This is a genomic window from Kribbella sp. NPDC050241 (assembly GCF_044459685.1).
Taxonomy (GTDB): Bacteria; Actinomycetota; Actinomycetes; order Propionibacteriales; family Kribbellaceae; genus Kribbella.
This window is the reverse complement of sequence record NZ_JBITJE010000004.1, coordinates 273,709-290,690: the sequence shown is the minus strand read 5'-3', so window position 1 is coordinate 290,690 and position 16,982 is coordinate 273,709. Positions and strand designations below refer to the sequence as shown.

The window sequence follows — 16,982 nt, the reverse complement described above, 5'->3', positions numbered from 1 at the left end:
GGAGATCGCGCTGCCGGGCTCCCGGTTGGGGCCGAACCAGCCGGGGCGGCGGCAGGTGTCACGGCGGACGAGTGCGATCTCCCACGGCGACGTCATCAGGTCAGCCTGTCCTTCAGGTCCTGACCGACTGCGGTCAGCAGCGTGCGGCTGGGCACGTCACGAACCGTTCGGGCCTGCGAGAGGAACAGGTTGAGGGCGACGGTGGCGACGAGAGGCTGATTCCGGCGCACGGCGCGCTCCGCCGACGCCAGCTGAACCTTCATCACCGTGGCGGTTGCCAATGGCACCTTCCCGGCGGCCAGGAAGCGATCGACCAGCTTGACCGCCTCCGAGTACGACGCGATGACGGTGAACGGCACTGTGGTCACCGACTTGTTGCCCGCGGCATCCATCGCCGTGGCCGTCAGTGTGTGCGCCCCGAGGCCGAGCACTGCGCCATCAACTGTCCCAGCCAGGGGCTTGCCATCGACGGCGAGAGTTACACCGGCCGGTCCGGACACCGCATCCGCGGCTGTCGCGGCAACCACGACCGCTGAGGCCACGCCGAGCGAACCACCGCTGGCAAGACCAGTGACGGCTGCGGTCGGTGGAGTGCTGTCGATCTTGACCGTGACAGACGCGGGCGCCGAGACGTTGCCTGCCGTGTCACTGGCACGGACCGCGACAGTGTGCGTCCCATCAGCCGTCAACGACACCGGCGCGGTGTACTCGGACCAGTCGCCGTCTCCAACCTTCTGCTCCAGATACACCTGCCCGCCCTGGTCATCGGTCGCCATCGCGGTGGCAGTCACCGCGGATGTCCACCAACCCGCCAGACCCGACGGTGTCGACGGGTTCACCGACAACGTGACGGACGGCGCAACCGTGTCCCGGACCAGCTTGAAGTACTCGAACTTCGCGGTCTTCGACGCCGTCTGGTCAACTCCGAACGCATAGACACCGAAGGACGCCGACCCGAGCGCCGTATTGGTCACCGGAGGCAGGGCAGTCCAGGCCAGACCGTCCGGGCTGTAGGAGCCGGTGAACGTCGATCCGGACTTCGAGAGCCGGAGATACCAGACACCCTGTGTGGGAGCCGGCGCATTCGGTTGCGGTGACTGAACCACGTCCCCCACCTCGCTGCGCAGTTCCAGCGCTCGGGTGACCGCGGAACCCGCCGCATTCGTCGTCAGGTAGTCGAGCTTCACGTAGTTCGCGTCATCGGCGTACACCAGCAGCCCGGCCTGCTGGAACGCTTCGTCGAAGGAGGAACCATCCACCTTCGTCTCGATCGTCCAGTCCCCGTCCGGCGCCGGCTGCAGCATCAGGTTGCGCGGATTGGTCGCGGTCCCCTGATAGATGTCGCCTTTGCTGGTGTCGATCTCGAGTCCGCCATCTGCCATCCGGTACGCCGCAGGATCCGGTCGTACGACGTCCGACCAGCGGCACGCGTCGAGCGTCGTACCTGCGAACTCGTCGTCCGGCGCCGGCTGCTCGGCCGTGTCGTCCGGCGTGATCGTGAAGTAGTCGAACGACGCCGTGATCGGCAAGGCCTCGGTCCGGTTGGTCAGCCCGAACAGCCCGATCCGCGGATTGGAGATCCCGGCCAACTGCTTCGTCTCCGGCATCTGGGCGAACGTCGCCCCGTCGGCGCTGTACGCCGCTGTCAGCGAGGACCCGTCCGAGGTGAACCGCACCCACACCGTGTCCGGGTACGTCGCTCCCAGGTTCGCCGTGTTCGACGCGGCGACCTCGTTCGGTACGCCGGCCTCCTCGCGAATGAACTGGAAGATCCGATCGCCGGCGGACGGTGCGCCCGTCGACCGGCCCTGGATCACCATCTTGGCGTAGTTGTCGTCGTCGCCGTACACGATCAGCCCGGCCTGCTGATATGCCAGCCGAGCCGGCAACGTCACCTTGGTCGTTGCCTGCCAAGGACCGGCCGGCAACGGCTGCAACACGATGTTCGGTGTGCCTGTGTTCCCGGTCCCGTAGATGTCGGTCGCGGTCAACGGCACCGACAACTTGCCATCAGCAACAGCCAACTCCTGGTTGCCCCGGACAACCTCCGACCACCGCCCGGTGTCCAGAGCGGCGCCGTCGAACCCGTCCGACCGTCCGGTCAGACAAGTCGGCAGCGAAGGCGAGTCCACCGTGATCACGACCTTCGCCGTACCGGCCGCGCCGTGCGAGTCGGTCACCGTCGCCACGGCGGTATGAGTTCCGGCTGTCGTGTAGGTGTGGCTCACCGACGAACCGGTGGCCGTCGCGCCGTCGCCGAAGCTCCACGCGTACGTCAACGGCAGATCGCCTTCGGGATCCGTCGCCGTCGCCGTGAAGTCGACCGCCAATGGCGCCTTGCCCTGTGTGACCGAGGCGTCGACAGTCACCGCCGGTCGCTCGTTCTCCGTCACACCCTTGCCGATGAAGCGCACCCAGTTGACATTGAGCTGCCCGGTGGTCTTCACGAAGTACAGCGGACCGCTCTCCAGCGACGCCCCGCTGACTGCACCCGTGAAGTCGCCGTACGTCTGCCAGCCGCCAGTCGGTGGCACCTGGATGGTGGCCACCACCGGACCGTCCGTCGGTGAACCCTGCCGGACCTGGACGGTCGCACCCAACTCGGGCGACGCGGCGCGCAACTGGAGCTGACCGATCGCTGTCAGGTTGGTCGGCTTCCAGCCCCACCAGTCGCCGTCCTCGATGAAGCCGATGTTCTTCCCACCACCGGCCGTGTCACCGGTGTCCTCGACCTGTACGCCGGGCGCGGTGCCAGGCCCACCGGTCTCGTTGAAGTACTCCGCCTCGCGGGTCTTCGGCTGCAACTGGACCACCTTCTGCGAGGTGATCTTGCCCGTCCCCGGCGCACCCTTGTCGGTGTACGTCACGGTCACGATGCCGAAGATGTTCGCGCCGACGTGCCCCTCGTCACCGGGCAGCGGGAACGTCCCCTCACAGCCGTGGTACTGCTCGTAGCCGTGGGCATGCTCGTCATGCCCGAGCGCCGGCTGCGTGACGACATCGTTGCAGTCGACCACCCCGTCCTCCGGATCGGTGACCGTCACCTTGTAGCGGATCGTGTCGCCGAAGTCGAAGAACCCACCGTCGACGGGCGCCTCCACGGTGATCGTCGGCGCCGTGTTCCCGGCCGTGATCGTCCGGTTCGAGACCGCTGTCCGGCCGTCCGGATCGCTCACGGTCAGCCGAGCGGTGAACACGCCCGCCGTCGAGTAGGTGTACGACGGTTTGGCCTCGGTACTGTCCGTCGTACCGTTCCCGTCGAAGTCCCAGGCCAACGTCACCGGCTGCCCGTCAGGATCCCGCGAGCCGGTCGAGTCGAAGGCCACCGTCAACGGCAGCGGCCCAGACGTCTTGTCGGTGCTGAACTGCGCGATCGGCGCCCGATTCCCTTGCACATAGTCGATCCGGTAGATCCCGGAGTCGGCGTTGTTGCCGCCGAACCCGCTCCCCCACTCGATCACGTACAGCGCGCCGTCCGGCCCGAACTGCAGCGCGTGCGGCCGGATGAAGTTCAAGCCTTGCAGCATCCGCGACACATCGGTCACGCCACTGCGGCCGTCGTTCAGCTGAACCGAGAACAGCCGGCTGTCGTTCCAGTCGGCGAACACGGCCTTGCCGTCGAAGTACGCCGGCCACTTGCGATCCGACGTACTCGCGGCATCGAACCGATACGCGCCACTCGTCATCGGTGCACCGCTGCCACCGATCTCCGGTACGCCGCTCGTCGACTTGCCCATCCACATCGTCGCCGGGATGGCGGCCGGGAGTTGGGTGATACCGGTGTTGTTCGGCGACTCGTTCACCGGCGCGCCGCAGTTGAAGGTCGGGCCGGACGTACCGGTGGCGAAGTCGTAGTCGTTGTACGGCGTGTTGGCACCGACGCAGTACGGCCATCCGTAGAAGCCCGGCTTGTCGATGATGTCCCACTCGACCCGCCCGTCCGGGCCACGCGTCGGCGAGACCGCGCCCGCGTCCGGTCCGTAGTCCGCGACGAACAGGTGGTTCGTGGTCGGGTCGATCCCGATCCGGAAGGGATTGCGGAAGCCCATCGCGTAGATCTCCGGCCGCGTCTTCGCGGTACCGGGCGGGAACATGTTGCCGGCCGGGATCGTGTACGAACCATCTGCCGACGGGTGGATGCGGAGGATCTTGCCGTTCAGGGCGTTGCTGTTGGCGGCACTGCGCTGCGAGTCCCAGGCCGCACGACCAGGTCGCTCGTCGATCGGCGCATAGCCGTCGGAGTCGAACGGGTTGCTGTTGTCGCCGGTGGCAACGAAAAGGTTGCCGTCGCCATCGAACTCCAGCGCACCGCCGGCATGGCAGCACTGGTCCCGCTGCGTGTCGATCCGCAGCACCTGCTTCTCACTCGCGAGGTCGAGGGTGTCACCAGTCACCGTGAACCGCGAGACCCGGTCGAACGGCTCGGCGCCCGCTGGAGAGTAGTACAGATAGACGAAACCGTTGGACGCGAACGACGGGTCCAGCGCGATCCCGAGCAGGCCGAACTCCTGTCCGGTGTAGACATTCAGCGTTCCCGCGGTCACCACGGACCCGTCCGTCCTGACGATCTTCACAGCGCCGTTCCGGTCGATGTAGAACACCCGGCCGTCGGGCGCGATCGCCAGTTCCATCGGGTTCGACGTGTCGTCGTCCAGCGTGACCTTCTGGTAGCTGTCGCTCAGCGACGCACCACAGTCCGCCGGCTCGACACCGGCCGCGGTCTTGATCCCGCCGAGCAGCAGTTCCCGGAAGGCAGGTTCGGCGTACGACGCGATCGTGTGCCCCATGCCCGTGTACCAGGCGCGGCCGCCGTCGTAGTCCTGGCACCACGTGATCGGGTGCTCCGGGCCCATGTTGCCGCCCGTGTACGACGTCTCGTCCAGCGACGCGAGCACGTGGACGCTGCCGCGCGGATTGGTGCGGTAGTTGTACCACTCATCCGTCCGCGGCCAGACAGTCGGCGCGTTCGCGGTGGACGGGTGTGCGTGGTCCTCCACCTTGACCGTCGCGTCCGGCGTACCGGCCGGATGGCTGTCGAAGTAGCTGCCGACGAGCTGCCCGTACCAGGGCCAGTCGTACTCCGTGTCGGACGCCGCGTGCACACCGGCGTACCCGCCACCACCCCGGATGTAGCGCTCGAAGGCGGCCTGCTGGTCGGCGTTCAGGACGTCGCCGGTCGTCGACAACCAGATGACGACCTCGTACTTCGCCAGTTCGGTGTCGTTGAACATCGACGCGTCCTCGGTCGCGGTGACCGTGAAGTTGCCGGCCGCGGCAAGCTCGGTGACGGCCTGGATGCCGGCCGGGATCGAATCATGCCGGAAACCGGCGGTCTTGCTGAAAATCAGGGCGTTGAAGGTCTCGTCACCGTGGCCGGGATGAGCCCGGGCCGGTAACGGCGCCAACATCGCCGCGATCAGGGCGAGCACGAGAACACACAACAAGGTGCCGTGCCTGCGTAGCTGGATCATGCGGAGCTCCTCATGGGTCGGATAAGGGCGCGCGCTCCATCACTACAGATCCCGTGCTCTGCCCTGCGCGGGAGTGTTACAACCGGATCAGCGAACGCCGAGCAGGTGCTCCATCGCCAACTGGTCCAGCTTCTCGAACCCGAGACCGCGCTCGGCCAGCGCGTCCCGGTCATACTTGGAGTTGCGGAGGTCGGCCAGGCTCTCACCCTCGGCCAGGGTGGGCTCGGACAACTCCGCCACACGTGCGGCGGCCAGCGCCTCCGCAACCTCGGGGTCGGCACGGAACGCCTGAACCTTGTCGCGCAGGATCAGGTAGTTGCGCATACAGCCCCGCGCGGTCTCCCAGACGCCTTCCTCGTCCTCGGTCCGCGGCGGCTTGTAGTCGAAGTGGATGTATCCCTCGTAGGCCGGCTGGTTCCCGGATCCCTGCAGTACGTCGACCGTCCAGAAGGCCTCCCGCAGGTTCCCGGCACCGAACCGCAGGTCCTGGTCGAAGCGCGGACCGTGCTGCCCGTTGAGGTCGATGTGGTACAGCTTCCCGTGCCACAGCGCCTGCGCGATGCCGTGCGCGTAGTTCAGGCCGGCCATCTGCTCGTGGCCGACCTCGGGGTTGATGCCGACCAGCTCCGGGTCCGCCAGATCGTTGATGAAGGCAATCGCGTGCCCGATCGACGGCAGCAGGATGTCGCCGCGCGGCTCGTTCGGCTTCGGCTCGAGCGCGAACCGGATGTTGTAGCCCTGCTCGCGCACGTACGCGCAGAGCAGGTCCATCGACTCCTTGTACCGGTCGAGCGCCGCTCGCACGTCCTTGGACCCGCCGGACTCCGCACCCTCGCGACCACCCCAGAGCACATAGGTCGTCGCCCCCAGCTCGGCGGCGAGATCGACGTTGCGGAGCACCTTCGCCAGGGCGTACCGCCGGACCTGGCGATCGTTGGCGGTCAGCCCACCGTCCTTGAAGACCGGGTGACTGAACAGGTCGGTGGTCATCATCTCGACGACCATGCCGGTGTCGGCCAGGGCCTTCGTGAAACGCTCGAGGTCCTGTCCGCGGGTGGCGTCGTCCGGTACGACGTCCTGGTCGTGGAACGTGACTGCCGCGGCTCCCAGTTCCGCGAGCTTCTCGACCGCGTGGGCCGGGTCCATCGCCGGGCGGACCGCCGTACCGAACACGTCGACGCCTCGCCAGCCGACGGTCCACAGACCGAAGGAGAACTTGTCGTCCTTGGTCGGCGTAAAGCTGTTCATTCAGAAATCTCCTGCCATTGTCGTGAGGTCGAACTGGCCTCGACCGCGGCCAGCACACGCTGGACCCGCAGCCCGTCGGCGAACGACGGCGTCGGATCGGCTCCTTCGGCGATCGCGGTCACCAGGTCGACGGCTTGATGGGTGAACCCGTGCTCGTACCCGAGCAGGTGGCCGGGCGGCCACCACGCCTCGACGTACGGGTGGGCGGACTCGGTGGCGAGGATCCGGCGGAAGCCCGCGGTCCTCGCGTCTTCGGTCGCGTCGTAGTAGTGCAGGAGGTTCATGTCCTCGAAGTCGAACGCGAGGCTGCCGTCACTGCCGTTGATCTCGATCCGGATCGCGTTCTTCCGCCCGGTCGCGAACCGGGTCGCCTCGAACACCCCGAGCGCGCCGGACCGGAAGTGCGCCAGGAAGACCGCGGCGTCGTCCACGGTGACCGGTCCGCGCTCGGTGCCCGCCGTACCGGCCAGGCCCGAGTGCTCGGCCGCGACCGGGCGCTCCTTCACGAACGTCTCGAGCTGACCGCTCACCTCGGCGATGTTGTCACCGGTGATGTACTGCGTCAGGTCGATGATGTGCGCGCCGATGTCGCCGAGGGCGCCCGAGCCGGCCTTCTCCTTGTCCAGCCGCCACGACAGCGGCGCCTCCGGATCGGCGATCCAGTCCTGCAGGTACTGCGCCCGGACGTGCCGGATCGTCCCGAGCTTGCCCTCGGCAACGAGCTGGCGAGCCAGCCCGATCGCCGGCACCCGGCGATAGGTGAACCCGACCATCGACCTGATCCCCTTGGCCTTGGCCGCTTCCGCCGCGGCCGTCATCGCCTCGGCCTCCTCGACCGTGTTGGCCAGCGGCTTCTCGCACAGGACGTGCTTGCCGGCCTCCAGAGCGGCGATCGCGATCTCGGCGTGGCTGTCCCCCGGCGTGCAGACGTCGATCAGCTGGATGTCGTCGCGGCCGAGCAGCTTGCGCCAGTCGGTCTCGGTCTCCCTCCAGCCGAGCTTGGTCGCGGCCGCCTGGACGGCCTCGGGGTTGCGGCCACAGAGCACGTTCATCGCCGGGTCCAGCGGCAGGTCGAAGAAGCGCGGCGCGCTCCGCCATGCCTGCGAGTGGGCCGCTCCCATGAACGCGTAGCCGATCAGGCCGATGCCCAGGTTCGTCATGACTCTCCTTTGATCTGTGGGTCAGCTCTCGAACGCGGTAGGCATGTACTGGTCCACGTTGTCCTTGGTGACGACCGGCGCGTACAGCTGCACGGTGCGCGGAACCTCGACCTCCACCAGGTCGCCGAGGGCCTTCTTGTGCACCAGCAGCCGCGCCAGCCGGACGCCGTCGGCGCCCTGCGTGGACGGGTAGATGACGGTGGCCTTCAGCAACGAGTTGCCGGACTTGATGTCCCGCATCACGTTCGCCGAACCGGCCCCGCCGACGACGAAGAACTCCTTGCGGCCGGAGTTCTTGATCGCGGCCATCACGCCGACACCCTGGTCGTCGTCGTGGTTCCAGATCGCGTCGATCTTCGGCGCCGCCTGCAGCAGGTTGGCCGCGGCCTTCTCACCGGACTCGACGGTGAACTCGGCGGCGACCCGGTTGCTCACCTTCAGGCCGCAGTCGGCCAGGGCCTCCTTGAACCCCTTGCTGCGGTCCTGGGTCAGCGGCAGCGAGTCGATGCCGGCGATCTCCGCGACCACGGCGTCCTTCTTGCCCTTCAGCTGCTGGCAGACGTACGTGCCGGCCGAGACACCCATGCCGTGGTTGTCGCCGAGGATCGTGGTCCGGGCCGCGAACGGGCTGTCGAACTCGCGGTCCACGTTCACCACCGTGATGCCGGCCTCCATCGCCTTGGTCGCAACCGGGGTGAGCGCCGCGCCGTCGAACGGCAGCAGCACGATCGCGTCCACCTTCTGGTTGATGAACGTCTCGACCTGGCTGATCTGCAGGTTCACGTCGTTCGTGCCCTCGGCAACGATCAGCTCGACGTCGGAGAACTTCTTCGCCTCCGCCTGGGTCGCCTTGGTGATGGCCCCCATCCAGCCGTGGTCGGCAGCCGGAGCGGAGAACCCGATCCGCACCTTCTGGCCGGGCTCGTCGTTCTTCCCGGCCGCGACTGCCGGTGCCGGGGCGTTCTCGCTCTCCTCGGCCTTCGGGGTGTTGCTCGTACAGGCGGCCAGGGCGAGCACACCCAGACCGGCGATGGTAACGCTTGCGAGTGTTCGTGCAGACATCGTTGTCCCCTCCTTGTGGCGATTCATTGGCTGGTTGCCCGGACGGCGAGTCGCTGCTGGAGGAGGACGGCGATCACGATGATCGCCCCCTTGGCGACCGACTGGGCGGAGATGCTCAGGTTGTTCAGCGTGAAGACGTTGTTCAGAGTCGTGAAGATCAGGACACCGAAGACGGTGCCCACGATCGTGCCGCGGCCGCCGGACAGCAGCGTGCCGCCGATCACCACGGCCGCGATCGCGTCCAGCTCGTACAACTGGCCGTGGGTCGCGCTGCCGGTCGTCGTCCGGGCCATCAGCATCACCGCGGCGATCCCGCAGCACAGCCCGGCCAGGACGTAGAGGGCGACGGTATGGCGCTGCACCCTGATGCCGGCCAGCCGGGCGGCTTCGGAGTTGCCGCCGACGGCGAAGGTGCGGCGGCCGAACGTGGTCCGGTTCAGCAGCACCCAGCCGGCCGCGGCGACCAGCAGGAAGATCCACACCAGCACCGGAACGCCGATCAGCGATCCGCCGAAGAAGTCGACGAACGAGTTCACCGTGATGATCTGGGTCTTCCGGTCGGAGATGATCTCGGCCAGGCCACGGGCCGCTGCCAGCATCGCCAGCGTCGCGATGAACGGCACGATCTTGCCGTAGGCAATGAGCAGGCCGTTCACCAGACCACAGGCGGCACCGACGGCCAGCGCCGTGGAGACCATGAAGATCCAGTGCAGGTCGGACCCCAGTTGCTGGGTGGCCACCGTGGTGGCCCAGACCGACGCGAGCGCGACCATCGCGCCGACGGACAGGTCGATCCCGCCGCCGGTGATGACGAACGTCATGCCGATGCTGACCACGCCGATCACGGCGGCGAGCCGCAGGATCGTCAGCACGTTGGCGCCGGTGGCGAACGTGTCCCCTGCGGTGATCACTCCCACGATGCAGAGCAGAACCAGCGCCACGACCAGACCGAGGTTGCGCCCCAGGCCACTGTTCAGCAGGCCACCGGACCGCGGGGCGGCCGGTTGGGTGACGGTTGCCTGGGTCGATGCCGTTGTGTCCTGAGGTGCGATCTCGTCACTCACACCGCACTTCCTTCCATCACCAGGTCCAGGACCTGATGCTCGTCGATGTCTTGCGCGGGCCCGATGTGGACGGCACGCCCCTCCCGCAGTACGACGACCCGGTCGGCCAGACCGAGCACTTCCTCGACCTCACTGGAGACCAGCACGATCGCGACCCCGTTGGCGGACAGATTGCGGATCAACGCGTAGATCTCCGACCGCGCGCCGACGTCGACGCCTCGCGTCGGCTCGTCGAGCAGCAGCACGCGGCACTCCCGCAGCAGCCAGCGGGCCAGCACGACCTTCTGCTGGTTCCCGCCGGACAGGTTGCGCACGGGATACTCCACCCCAGCCGGGCGGACATCCAGTGCTCTGGCGAGCCCGGTGGCCGCCTCCCGCTCGGCGCGGCCGTTCAGGAACCCCCCGCTGGCGAACCGCCCCATGCTCGACACCGTGATGTTCTTGAACACGGCCTCGTCCAGGAGCAGCGCCTGACTCTTGCGTTCCTCCGGCGCCAGCCCGACGCCGGCCTTCACCGCGGCCTGCACCCGGCCGGGCCGCAGTGTCACGCCGTCGACCCGGACCGATCCGGTCGTGGCCCGGCGGGCGCCGTACACGGTCTCGAGTACTTCGGACCGCCCCGAGCCGACCAGCCCGGCCAGCCCGACGATCTCGCCGGCCCGCACGGTGAACCCGATGCCGGCGAACTCGCCCGGCCGGGTCAGGTCCTCCACCTCCAGTACGACGGGCGCCGTACTGAGGATCTCCCGGCGGGGCGGGAAGGCGTACTCGATCGAGCGGCCGGTCATCAGCCGGATCAGTTCCTTGGTCGGGGTCGTGCGGGCGTCGAGGCCGGTGGCGACGGTCGCGCCGTCCTTGAGCACGGTGACCCGGTCGCCGATCTGGCGGATCTCCTCAAGCCGGTGCGAGATGTAGACGACCGCCACACCGCGCGCGGTCAGGCCGCGGATGACGCGGAACAGGTTGGCGACCTCTTCGGGATCGAGCACCGCGGACGGCTCGTCCATCACGATCAGCTGCGCGTCCCGCGACAGTGCGCGGGCCATGCTGACCACCTGCTGGCCGGCTGCGGGCAGCGAACCGACGGACCGATGCGCCGGGATCTCGCCGTGCCCCAATCCCTGCAGGATCTCTCGGGCCCCGGCCGTCGCCTCGTGCCGGCGGCTGAAGCCGAAGCGGGACGGCTCGTGGCCGAGGAAGATGTTCTCGGCCACCGACAGTTCCGGGACCAGGTCGAGCTCCTGGTAGATGGCGGCGATACCGCGCTGAATCGCTGCGGTCGGGCTGTTCAGCTGGACCTGTTCGCCGTTGATCCAGATCGCCCCGGCATCGGGCTGATGAGCGCCGGTCAGTACCCGGATCAGCGTGGACTTGCCGGCGCCGTTCTGGCCGAGCAGGCAGTGCACCTCGCCGGCCCGGACGTCCAGGTCGACGCCGCCGAGCGCTCGTACGCCCGGGAACTCCTTGACGATCCCGGTCATCATGAGCAGATCGTTCATTGGGCCACCCCCGCGCCCACGCGGCCGATCACGGTCGGATCGACCAGGACCCGCTCCAGCGAGATCTGCGCGCCGCCGCGGACCGCCGCGGCGAACCCGAGGTCCGAGCGGACCACCTGGCAGCCGCCACCGTCCGGCGCGATCACGCGGTCGCGGATCGCCTTCTCCAGTGGTTCCTTCAGCCACGGCCCGAGGACGGCGAAGTAGCCGCCGAGCACGAGCACGTCCGGGTTCAGGATGTTCACCAGGATCGCTCCCCCAATCCCCAGCCAGGTACCGACTTCCTTCAGCGCGCTCAGTGTGCGCGCGTCCCCCGCTTCGGCCCGCCGGGTGATCCCGGCCAGCCGTTGCTCCACGTCCAGGGACGGGTCCCGGACCGGGTCGTCCCTGTCCGTTGCCTTGTGCAACAGCGCGCTCAGGCCGACGACCGTCTCCCAGCAGCCGGTCCGCCCGCAGCCGCAGATCCGGCCGGGAGGCGCGACGGGCATGTGGCCGACCTCGCCGCTGTAGCCGCGTCCGCCGCGGAGCAGGTGCCCGTTCGACACCATGCCGCCGCCGACACCGACCGCACCGGTCAGCAGCACGAGATCCTGCACCGGCGTGTTCTTGCGCAGCTCCGAGTACGCCGCCAGGGCCGCGAGGTTCGCCTCGTTGTCGACGTGCAGCGGGTACGACGGTCCGCCGAGCCGCGACCGCATCTCCTGGATCACCTGGACCTCGCCCCAGCCGAGGTTCGGCGCGAGCTTGAGGTCGCCGGTGTCGCGCTGGACGAGGCCGGGCACGGCGACGGTCACGCCGGCCAACCGGCCGGCGCGCGCCTGCACGGCAGTCACGGCCTCGCGGACGAGGTCGGCCACCCGGTCGAGCGTCGTACTGGGGTCGAGGTGGGCCACGTCGAGCGGGTCGCGGCGTTCGACGACGGTGTCGCCGGCCAGGTCGAGGGCGGAGACGGCGATGTAGTCGACGTTGATCTCGGCACCGATGCCACACACGCCGCTGCCGTCCAGCTCGACCAGTTGGCCGGGGCGGCCGAGGGCGCGGGTGGAGTCGGCCGGGCCTTCGCGAAGCAGGCCGCGTTCGACCAGCTCGGCGACCAGGCTGCTGACTGTGGCCTTGTTCAGGCCGGTGTCGGCGGCGATCCGGGCTCGCGACTTCGGCCCGGACTCGCGGACGTGGCGCAGGACCACGGAGAGGTTGTTGCGGCGCAGCGAGACGTGGTCCGCGGCAACGGCTCGGTCTCCCGGGCGGCGGCCATCGGTCAGCGTCATCAGGCCCACCCCTCCCTCAGACTTTGTCTGTTGAGCCAACAAACTAAGTTTCAGCGGTGGAGCCGTCAAGGCCTTGTCGCGATCGCTTTCTTGCAAGACTCTGTTCGAGATTTCCTCCGCCCCCGACAGGAGTCCGCCCCATGGCATCGACTACCAGCCGTGCGTCATCCCGGGCGACCTGCAGTCCGGCCACCGGCGGCACGGCGACCTGATGTGGCGCCAGTTCTACAACCTCACCCGCGTCGGGGTGCAAGGTTTCTACATCTCGATGTTCGACGAGTACAACGAGGGCAACCAGATCGCGAAGACCGCAGAGAGCGGCTCCTGGGTTCCGGCCGGCTCCGGGATCCGCGCCCTCGACGAGGACGGTACGGCGTGTACATCGGACTACTACCTGCGGTTGACCAACGACGGCGGCCGGATGTTCAAGGGCCAGGCGCCCGTGACGGCAACCCGGCCCACCCAGCCGTGGCCGGCCTAGAAGAGCTCCATGCTGTCCGCGGCCGCGGTGATGACCGGGTTGTCGAGGTAGAGGCGGCAGGCGATGGCGTGTCCGGCGCAGGTCAGCAGTGACGGGCCGGCCGCGTCCACGACGCGGTAGGCCACCGGGTGCTGGCAGCGCTCGACGGCGCCCTCGTTCTGCCGGTGGCAGCCGAGGATGTGGCAGGTGACGGTGTCACCGACGTTCATCAGCGTCAGGCCATGCTCGGGGCACACGCCCCAGCCGACGCCGCAGGCCTGGGCTTCGCTCGCGGCCAGGCGGACGAGGCTGCCGGCGGTCGCCTCGAGCTCGCCGGCGATCGTGCGGAACGTGCTCGCGGCCTGGTCGAGCTCACGCCGGAACCGGCGCAACTCGACTGACTCGGGCATGCCACGGGTGGCGGCCTGCAGGTTCTCGGACAGGGCCATCGCCGCGACCGCGATCTCGTCGACGCGGACCGGAGTGTTGAACTCGCCCAGCGGCGTACCGTTCACCCGCGTGCTCGGCCGCTGGGACCAATGCACCTGCTCGGCACCGTTCTCCGGGCCGTTCTCCGGACCATTCTGGGGGCCGGCCTGAGGACCAGCCTCGGGCCCGCTCGCGGGCTTGGCTGGTTGAGCAGCGGTGTCGCGTGCGGGAGCGTTCTGCGCGGCCTTGCCGCGGCCCCGCTTCTTGTGGTCGCGATGCTCCGCGGGAGCTCTGTGCTCGTCGGCCCCTTCGTCCGCCGGAAGGTGGCCGAGTGGAGCTTGCGGCTGTGGGCCGTGACCATTGGTCCCGTCAGCCGCCGCGGTCCCGTTGACCGGGAGCCGGCTGTCCTGTGCTGTCCGCCCGTTCATACAGCCTCACTCTTCAAGTGCCTGGCCATCGCCATGCCTGCCCCCTGATGTGCTCCGGGGGCCGATCGTGCCATGTCCGCGGCGCTTGATACCAGAGGAAGTCACCGAGCGTCACCCACTGCTCCCCCTTACTTGCACACCGCAACGATCCACCCCAGATTCCGGTATGGTTCCCCACCCGGAGTCCGGATACTCACACGCTGCGTATTCCTCGACACCGCTTTAACATTTCGACACCGACGGTCATAGCTACTCGGCACGCTGTGACGGACGGCCGGTTACCGCAGAGTTCAATCGTGCGATTGAGTTTCGCGTTTCTCCACAAGGTGTTCGCGGAGGAACTCGACCGTCCGGGCACGCGCCCGGTACGCCGAGTTGGGCGGGTCCTCCCGCACTTCGTGGGTGACGACCGCGTGGGCCGAGGTCTTGAAACCGTCCGGATTGCCCGGCCCGGAGTCGAGCTCGATCACCTCGAACGCGTCACCGAGCTCGGCGCGAAGTGTGGCGAAGCGCTCCGGCGGCGCCGCCCGGTCCTTGCTGAACCGCAGACCCAGCACGCAGAGTCCGTCGTTCCGCGTCCGTTCCTTGACGATCTCGAACTCCTGCCGGGACAGACCCGGGTCCTGCCGCATCGTGCGCGTCACCGGGAACGGCACCGCCGGCTGACTGAGAACCGGCGCCGTCACCGACTCCTCGACGGCTGCGGCCAGGGCGAACCCGCCGGTGAAGCACATCCCGATCACGCCGACCCCACGGCCCGGCGTCCGGGTGGCCAGGTCGGCGGCAACGGCCCGCAGGTACTTCGTGATCGGCCGTTCCGCGTCCGTCGCGAAGGCCCGGAACTCCTTGGACACGCACAGGCGTGCGACCGTCCGCAGCACGTAGCCCATGCTCGGGTCGCGTCCCGGCGTACCGAACGGCGACGGAATGACGACGGTGAACCCCGCGCCGACCAGATGCTCGCCGAAGGACTGGACCTCGGGTGTGAGTCCCGGCACCTCGGGGATCAGCACGACTCCTGGACCGGACCCGTTCTCGAAGCAGTCGTAGGTCAGTCCGGCGCCGGTGAACGGTCCTCGCCGCCAGCCGGACAGATCGGAGCCCGATGCCGCCATCACGCCTCCTCGAAGTCGTGCCCCAAAGCTTAGAGTGCGCGGCAGGCAACAACCCGTCGTCCAGCACGCGCTGCAGGTTTCGACATCTGCTCCGGTGGACGTTGGGCTTCGGCGTCCTGTCATACTCCCGGGCGAATGTCGACCGGGGCGTTGCTGTCGGGTCAGGGGGTGTAGTGCTGGACTGCGCCGCCCTTCGAGAGGTCCACGAGGGTGTGGGCCAGGTCGCGGGCTTCGGCGAGGACCTCGTCGAGGTCGAGGGTGGTGAGTTGGCGATCGCGTACGACGACCTGGCCGGCGACGAGGACGGTGACGACGTCGGACGGGCGGATGGAGTACACCAGAGCCGCCCGGGGGTCGTGGAGCGGTTGGCAATGCGGCCCGGAGAGGTCGACCAGGGTGATGTCGGCCTGGCGGCCAGGTTCGAGGGCGCCGATCGTGTCGGCGAGACCAGCCGCCTTGGCGCCACCCCGGGTGGCGAGGCGGAGGGTGTCGGAGATGGTCATCCACTCGGCGTCTTGTTCGCGTTGCTTCTGGGTAAGGGCGACCATGCGCATCGACTCCCAGACGTCGAGCGTGTTGTGGACCGCAGCTCCATCGGTGCCGACGCCGACGGGCACACCGATCGACTGCAGGCTTCGGATCGGTGTCACCGAACCCATCGCGAGCTTCAGGTAGACCTTCGGGCAACTGGCGACCGCGATGCGATCAGCATGGCGCTCGAGGATCGCCAGGTCGGACTCCCGGATGCCGCAGCCGTGCGCGATCAGAGCACCGGCGTCCAGCACGCCGGTCCGGTCGAGGACCTCCATGGGCGTGACACCGAGTCGGTCCACCGACGAACGGGTCTGCTCCTCGGTCTCGGCCGCGTGCAGATGGATCCGGAACCCCTCGGCTCGCGCGATGTCCGCCGTACGACGAAGGTCCTCGTCCGTCACCGTGTACGTCGCGTGTGGGCCGAGGCTGGCGGTGATGCGCGGGTCGAGGGTGCTGAGGTCGCGGGTGGTCGCGATGGCTGTGTCGATGACTTCTGGGCCTGTCGAGGAGAAGTACGTCGGGGCGAGGTCGGCGCGGATGCCGGACTCGAGAGCGGCCCGCGCGATCTGGTCGGCGTAGAAGTAATGGTCCACGAACGTGGTCACGCCGGCCAGCAACATCTCCGCGCACGCCAGCCGTGCTCCGACGCGCACCCGATCCGGGGTCAGATTGACCTCCATCGGCCAGATCCGTTGGTTGAACCAGTCATCGATCGACACGTCCTCGGCCGCGCCCCGCATCATCACCATCGGACTGTGCGTATGCGAGTTCACCAACCCCGGCACAGCCAGTAACCCAGTCCCGTCGATCACCTCGACCTCCTCCGGCGCACCTGCCTCCTCCTCCAGCCCAACCTGGAGGTCGGCTCCGGTCGGGGCGACAGCAGTGATCCGGTCGTCGTGAACATGCAGATCCTGAAACTCGTCGATCCGGCACTCCCCCGCCTCCGGCACCACCAGCACCGAGACGTTGCGGATCATCAAGCGAGCCATCAATCCTCCACCAGCCGGTGTCACAACCCTGCGCGGTCGCCCAAAGTCTTGTCCATCCACAGGCCAACCTGTGATGTCTCAGGACATAGGTGACAGTTCTGCATCAGGACATCGGTGACACTCGATGTGTCAGGACATCGGTGACGATTCACGGGTCTTGTCGTGGGCCGCGGAGGCGACCGTTGCCGACATAAGTCACTCTGGGCGTCGGCCTGGTGTGCTCGATGAGGATCTCGCCTTCCAGGTCGGCGA

The 16,982-nt window shown here is 68.2% G+C and carries 11 protein-coding genes; 1 reads left to right on the top strand and 10 read right to left on the bottom strand.

The annotated features are described in order from the left end of the window. Positions 1 to 95 precede the first annotated feature (95 nt). From ACIBG5_RS21665 to ACIBG5_RS21635, 7 genes are all read right to left on the bottom strand, one after another. Positions 96 to 5,471, bottom strand: coding sequence for a ThuA domain-containing protein (locus tag ACIBG5_RS21665; RefSeq protein ID WP_396393274.1), 5,376 nt, complete (start codon positions 5,469 to 5,471; stop codon positions 96 to 98). 87 nt (positions 5,472 to 5,558) lie between these two features. Continuing rightward, positions 5,559 to 6,719 carry a xylose isomerase gene (gene xylA, locus ACIBG5_RS21660; protein ID WP_396393273.1) on the bottom strand — a complete coding sequence of 387 codons (1,161 nt, stop codon included), beginning with the start codon at positions 6,717 to 6,719 and terminating at the stop codon, positions 5,559 to 5,561. Beyond that, positions 6,716 to 7,879 (bottom strand): Gfo/Idh/MocA family protein, encoded by a 1,164-nt coding sequence (locus tag ACIBG5_RS21655; protein ID WP_396393272.1) that lies wholly within the window; start codon positions 7,877 to 7,879, stop codon positions 6,716 to 6,718. The genes xylA and ACIBG5_RS21655 overlap by 4 nt, the downstream gene beginning before the upstream one ends. Positions 7,880 to 7,900: 21 nt before the next feature. Further along, positions 7,901 to 8,941, bottom strand: a complete 1,041-nt coding sequence (locus ACIBG5_RS21650; RefSeq protein WP_396393271.1) for a substrate-binding domain-containing protein — start codon at positions 8,939 to 8,941, stop codon at positions 7,901 to 7,903. A 23-nt stretch (positions 8,942 to 8,964) separates the two neighbouring features. Then, positions 8,965 to 10,005: an ABC transporter permease gene (locus ACIBG5_RS21645; RefSeq protein ID WP_396393270.1), complete on the bottom strand. Its 1,041-nt coding sequence runs from the start codon at positions 10,003 to 10,005 to the stop codon at positions 8,965 to 8,967. After that, positions 10,002 to 11,504: a sugar ABC transporter ATP-binding protein gene (locus tag ACIBG5_RS21640; protein WP_396393269.1), complete on the bottom strand. Its 1,503-nt coding sequence runs from the start codon at positions 11,502 to 11,504 to the stop codon at positions 10,002 to 10,004. The genes ACIBG5_RS21645 and ACIBG5_RS21640 overlap by 4 nt, the downstream gene beginning before the upstream one ends. Beyond that, on the bottom strand, positions 11,501 to 12,772 hold the full coding sequence (locus ACIBG5_RS21635) for an ROK family protein (protein ID WP_396393268.1): 1,272 nt from the start codon (positions 12,770 to 12,772) through the stop codon (positions 11,501 to 11,503). Before ACIBG5_RS21635 ends, ACIBG5_RS21640 begins: the two co-directional genes overlap by 4 nt. A gap of 211 nt (positions 12,773 to 12,983) precedes the next feature. Between ACIBG5_RS21635 and ACIBG5_RS21630 the strand changes: the two genes are divergently transcribed. Further along, positions 12,984 to 13,253 carry a hypothetical protein gene (locus ACIBG5_RS21630; protein WP_396393267.1) on the top strand — a complete coding sequence of 90 codons (270 nt, stop codon included), beginning with the start codon at positions 12,984 to 12,986 and terminating at the stop codon, positions 13,251 to 13,253. Here ACIBG5_RS21630 and ACIBG5_RS21625 read toward each other — a convergent pair. The 3 genes from ACIBG5_RS21625 to ACIBG5_RS21615 all read right to left on the bottom strand — a co-directional run bounded on the left by ACIBG5_RS21625 (position 13,250) and on the right by ACIBG5_RS21615 (position 16,730). Further along, on the bottom strand, positions 13,250 to 14,089 hold the full coding sequence (locus ACIBG5_RS21625) for a hypothetical protein (protein ID WP_396393266.1): 840 nt from the start codon (positions 14,087 to 14,089) through the stop codon (positions 13,250 to 13,252). The genes ACIBG5_RS21630 and ACIBG5_RS21625 overlap by 4 nt on opposite strands. A gap of 290 nt (positions 14,090 to 14,379) precedes the next feature. Further along, on the bottom strand, positions 14,380 to 15,204 hold the full coding sequence (locus ACIBG5_RS21620; protein ID WP_396393265.1) for a dienelactone hydrolase family protein: 825 nt from the start codon (positions 15,202 to 15,204) through the stop codon (positions 14,380 to 14,382). A gap of 161 nt (positions 15,205 to 15,365) precedes the next feature. Further along, on the bottom strand, positions 15,366 to 16,730 hold the full coding sequence (locus ACIBG5_RS21615; RefSeq protein WP_396393264.1) for an amidohydrolase: 1,365 nt from the start codon (positions 16,728 to 16,730) through the stop codon (positions 15,366 to 15,368). Positions 16,731 to 16,982 lie beyond the last annotated feature (252 nt).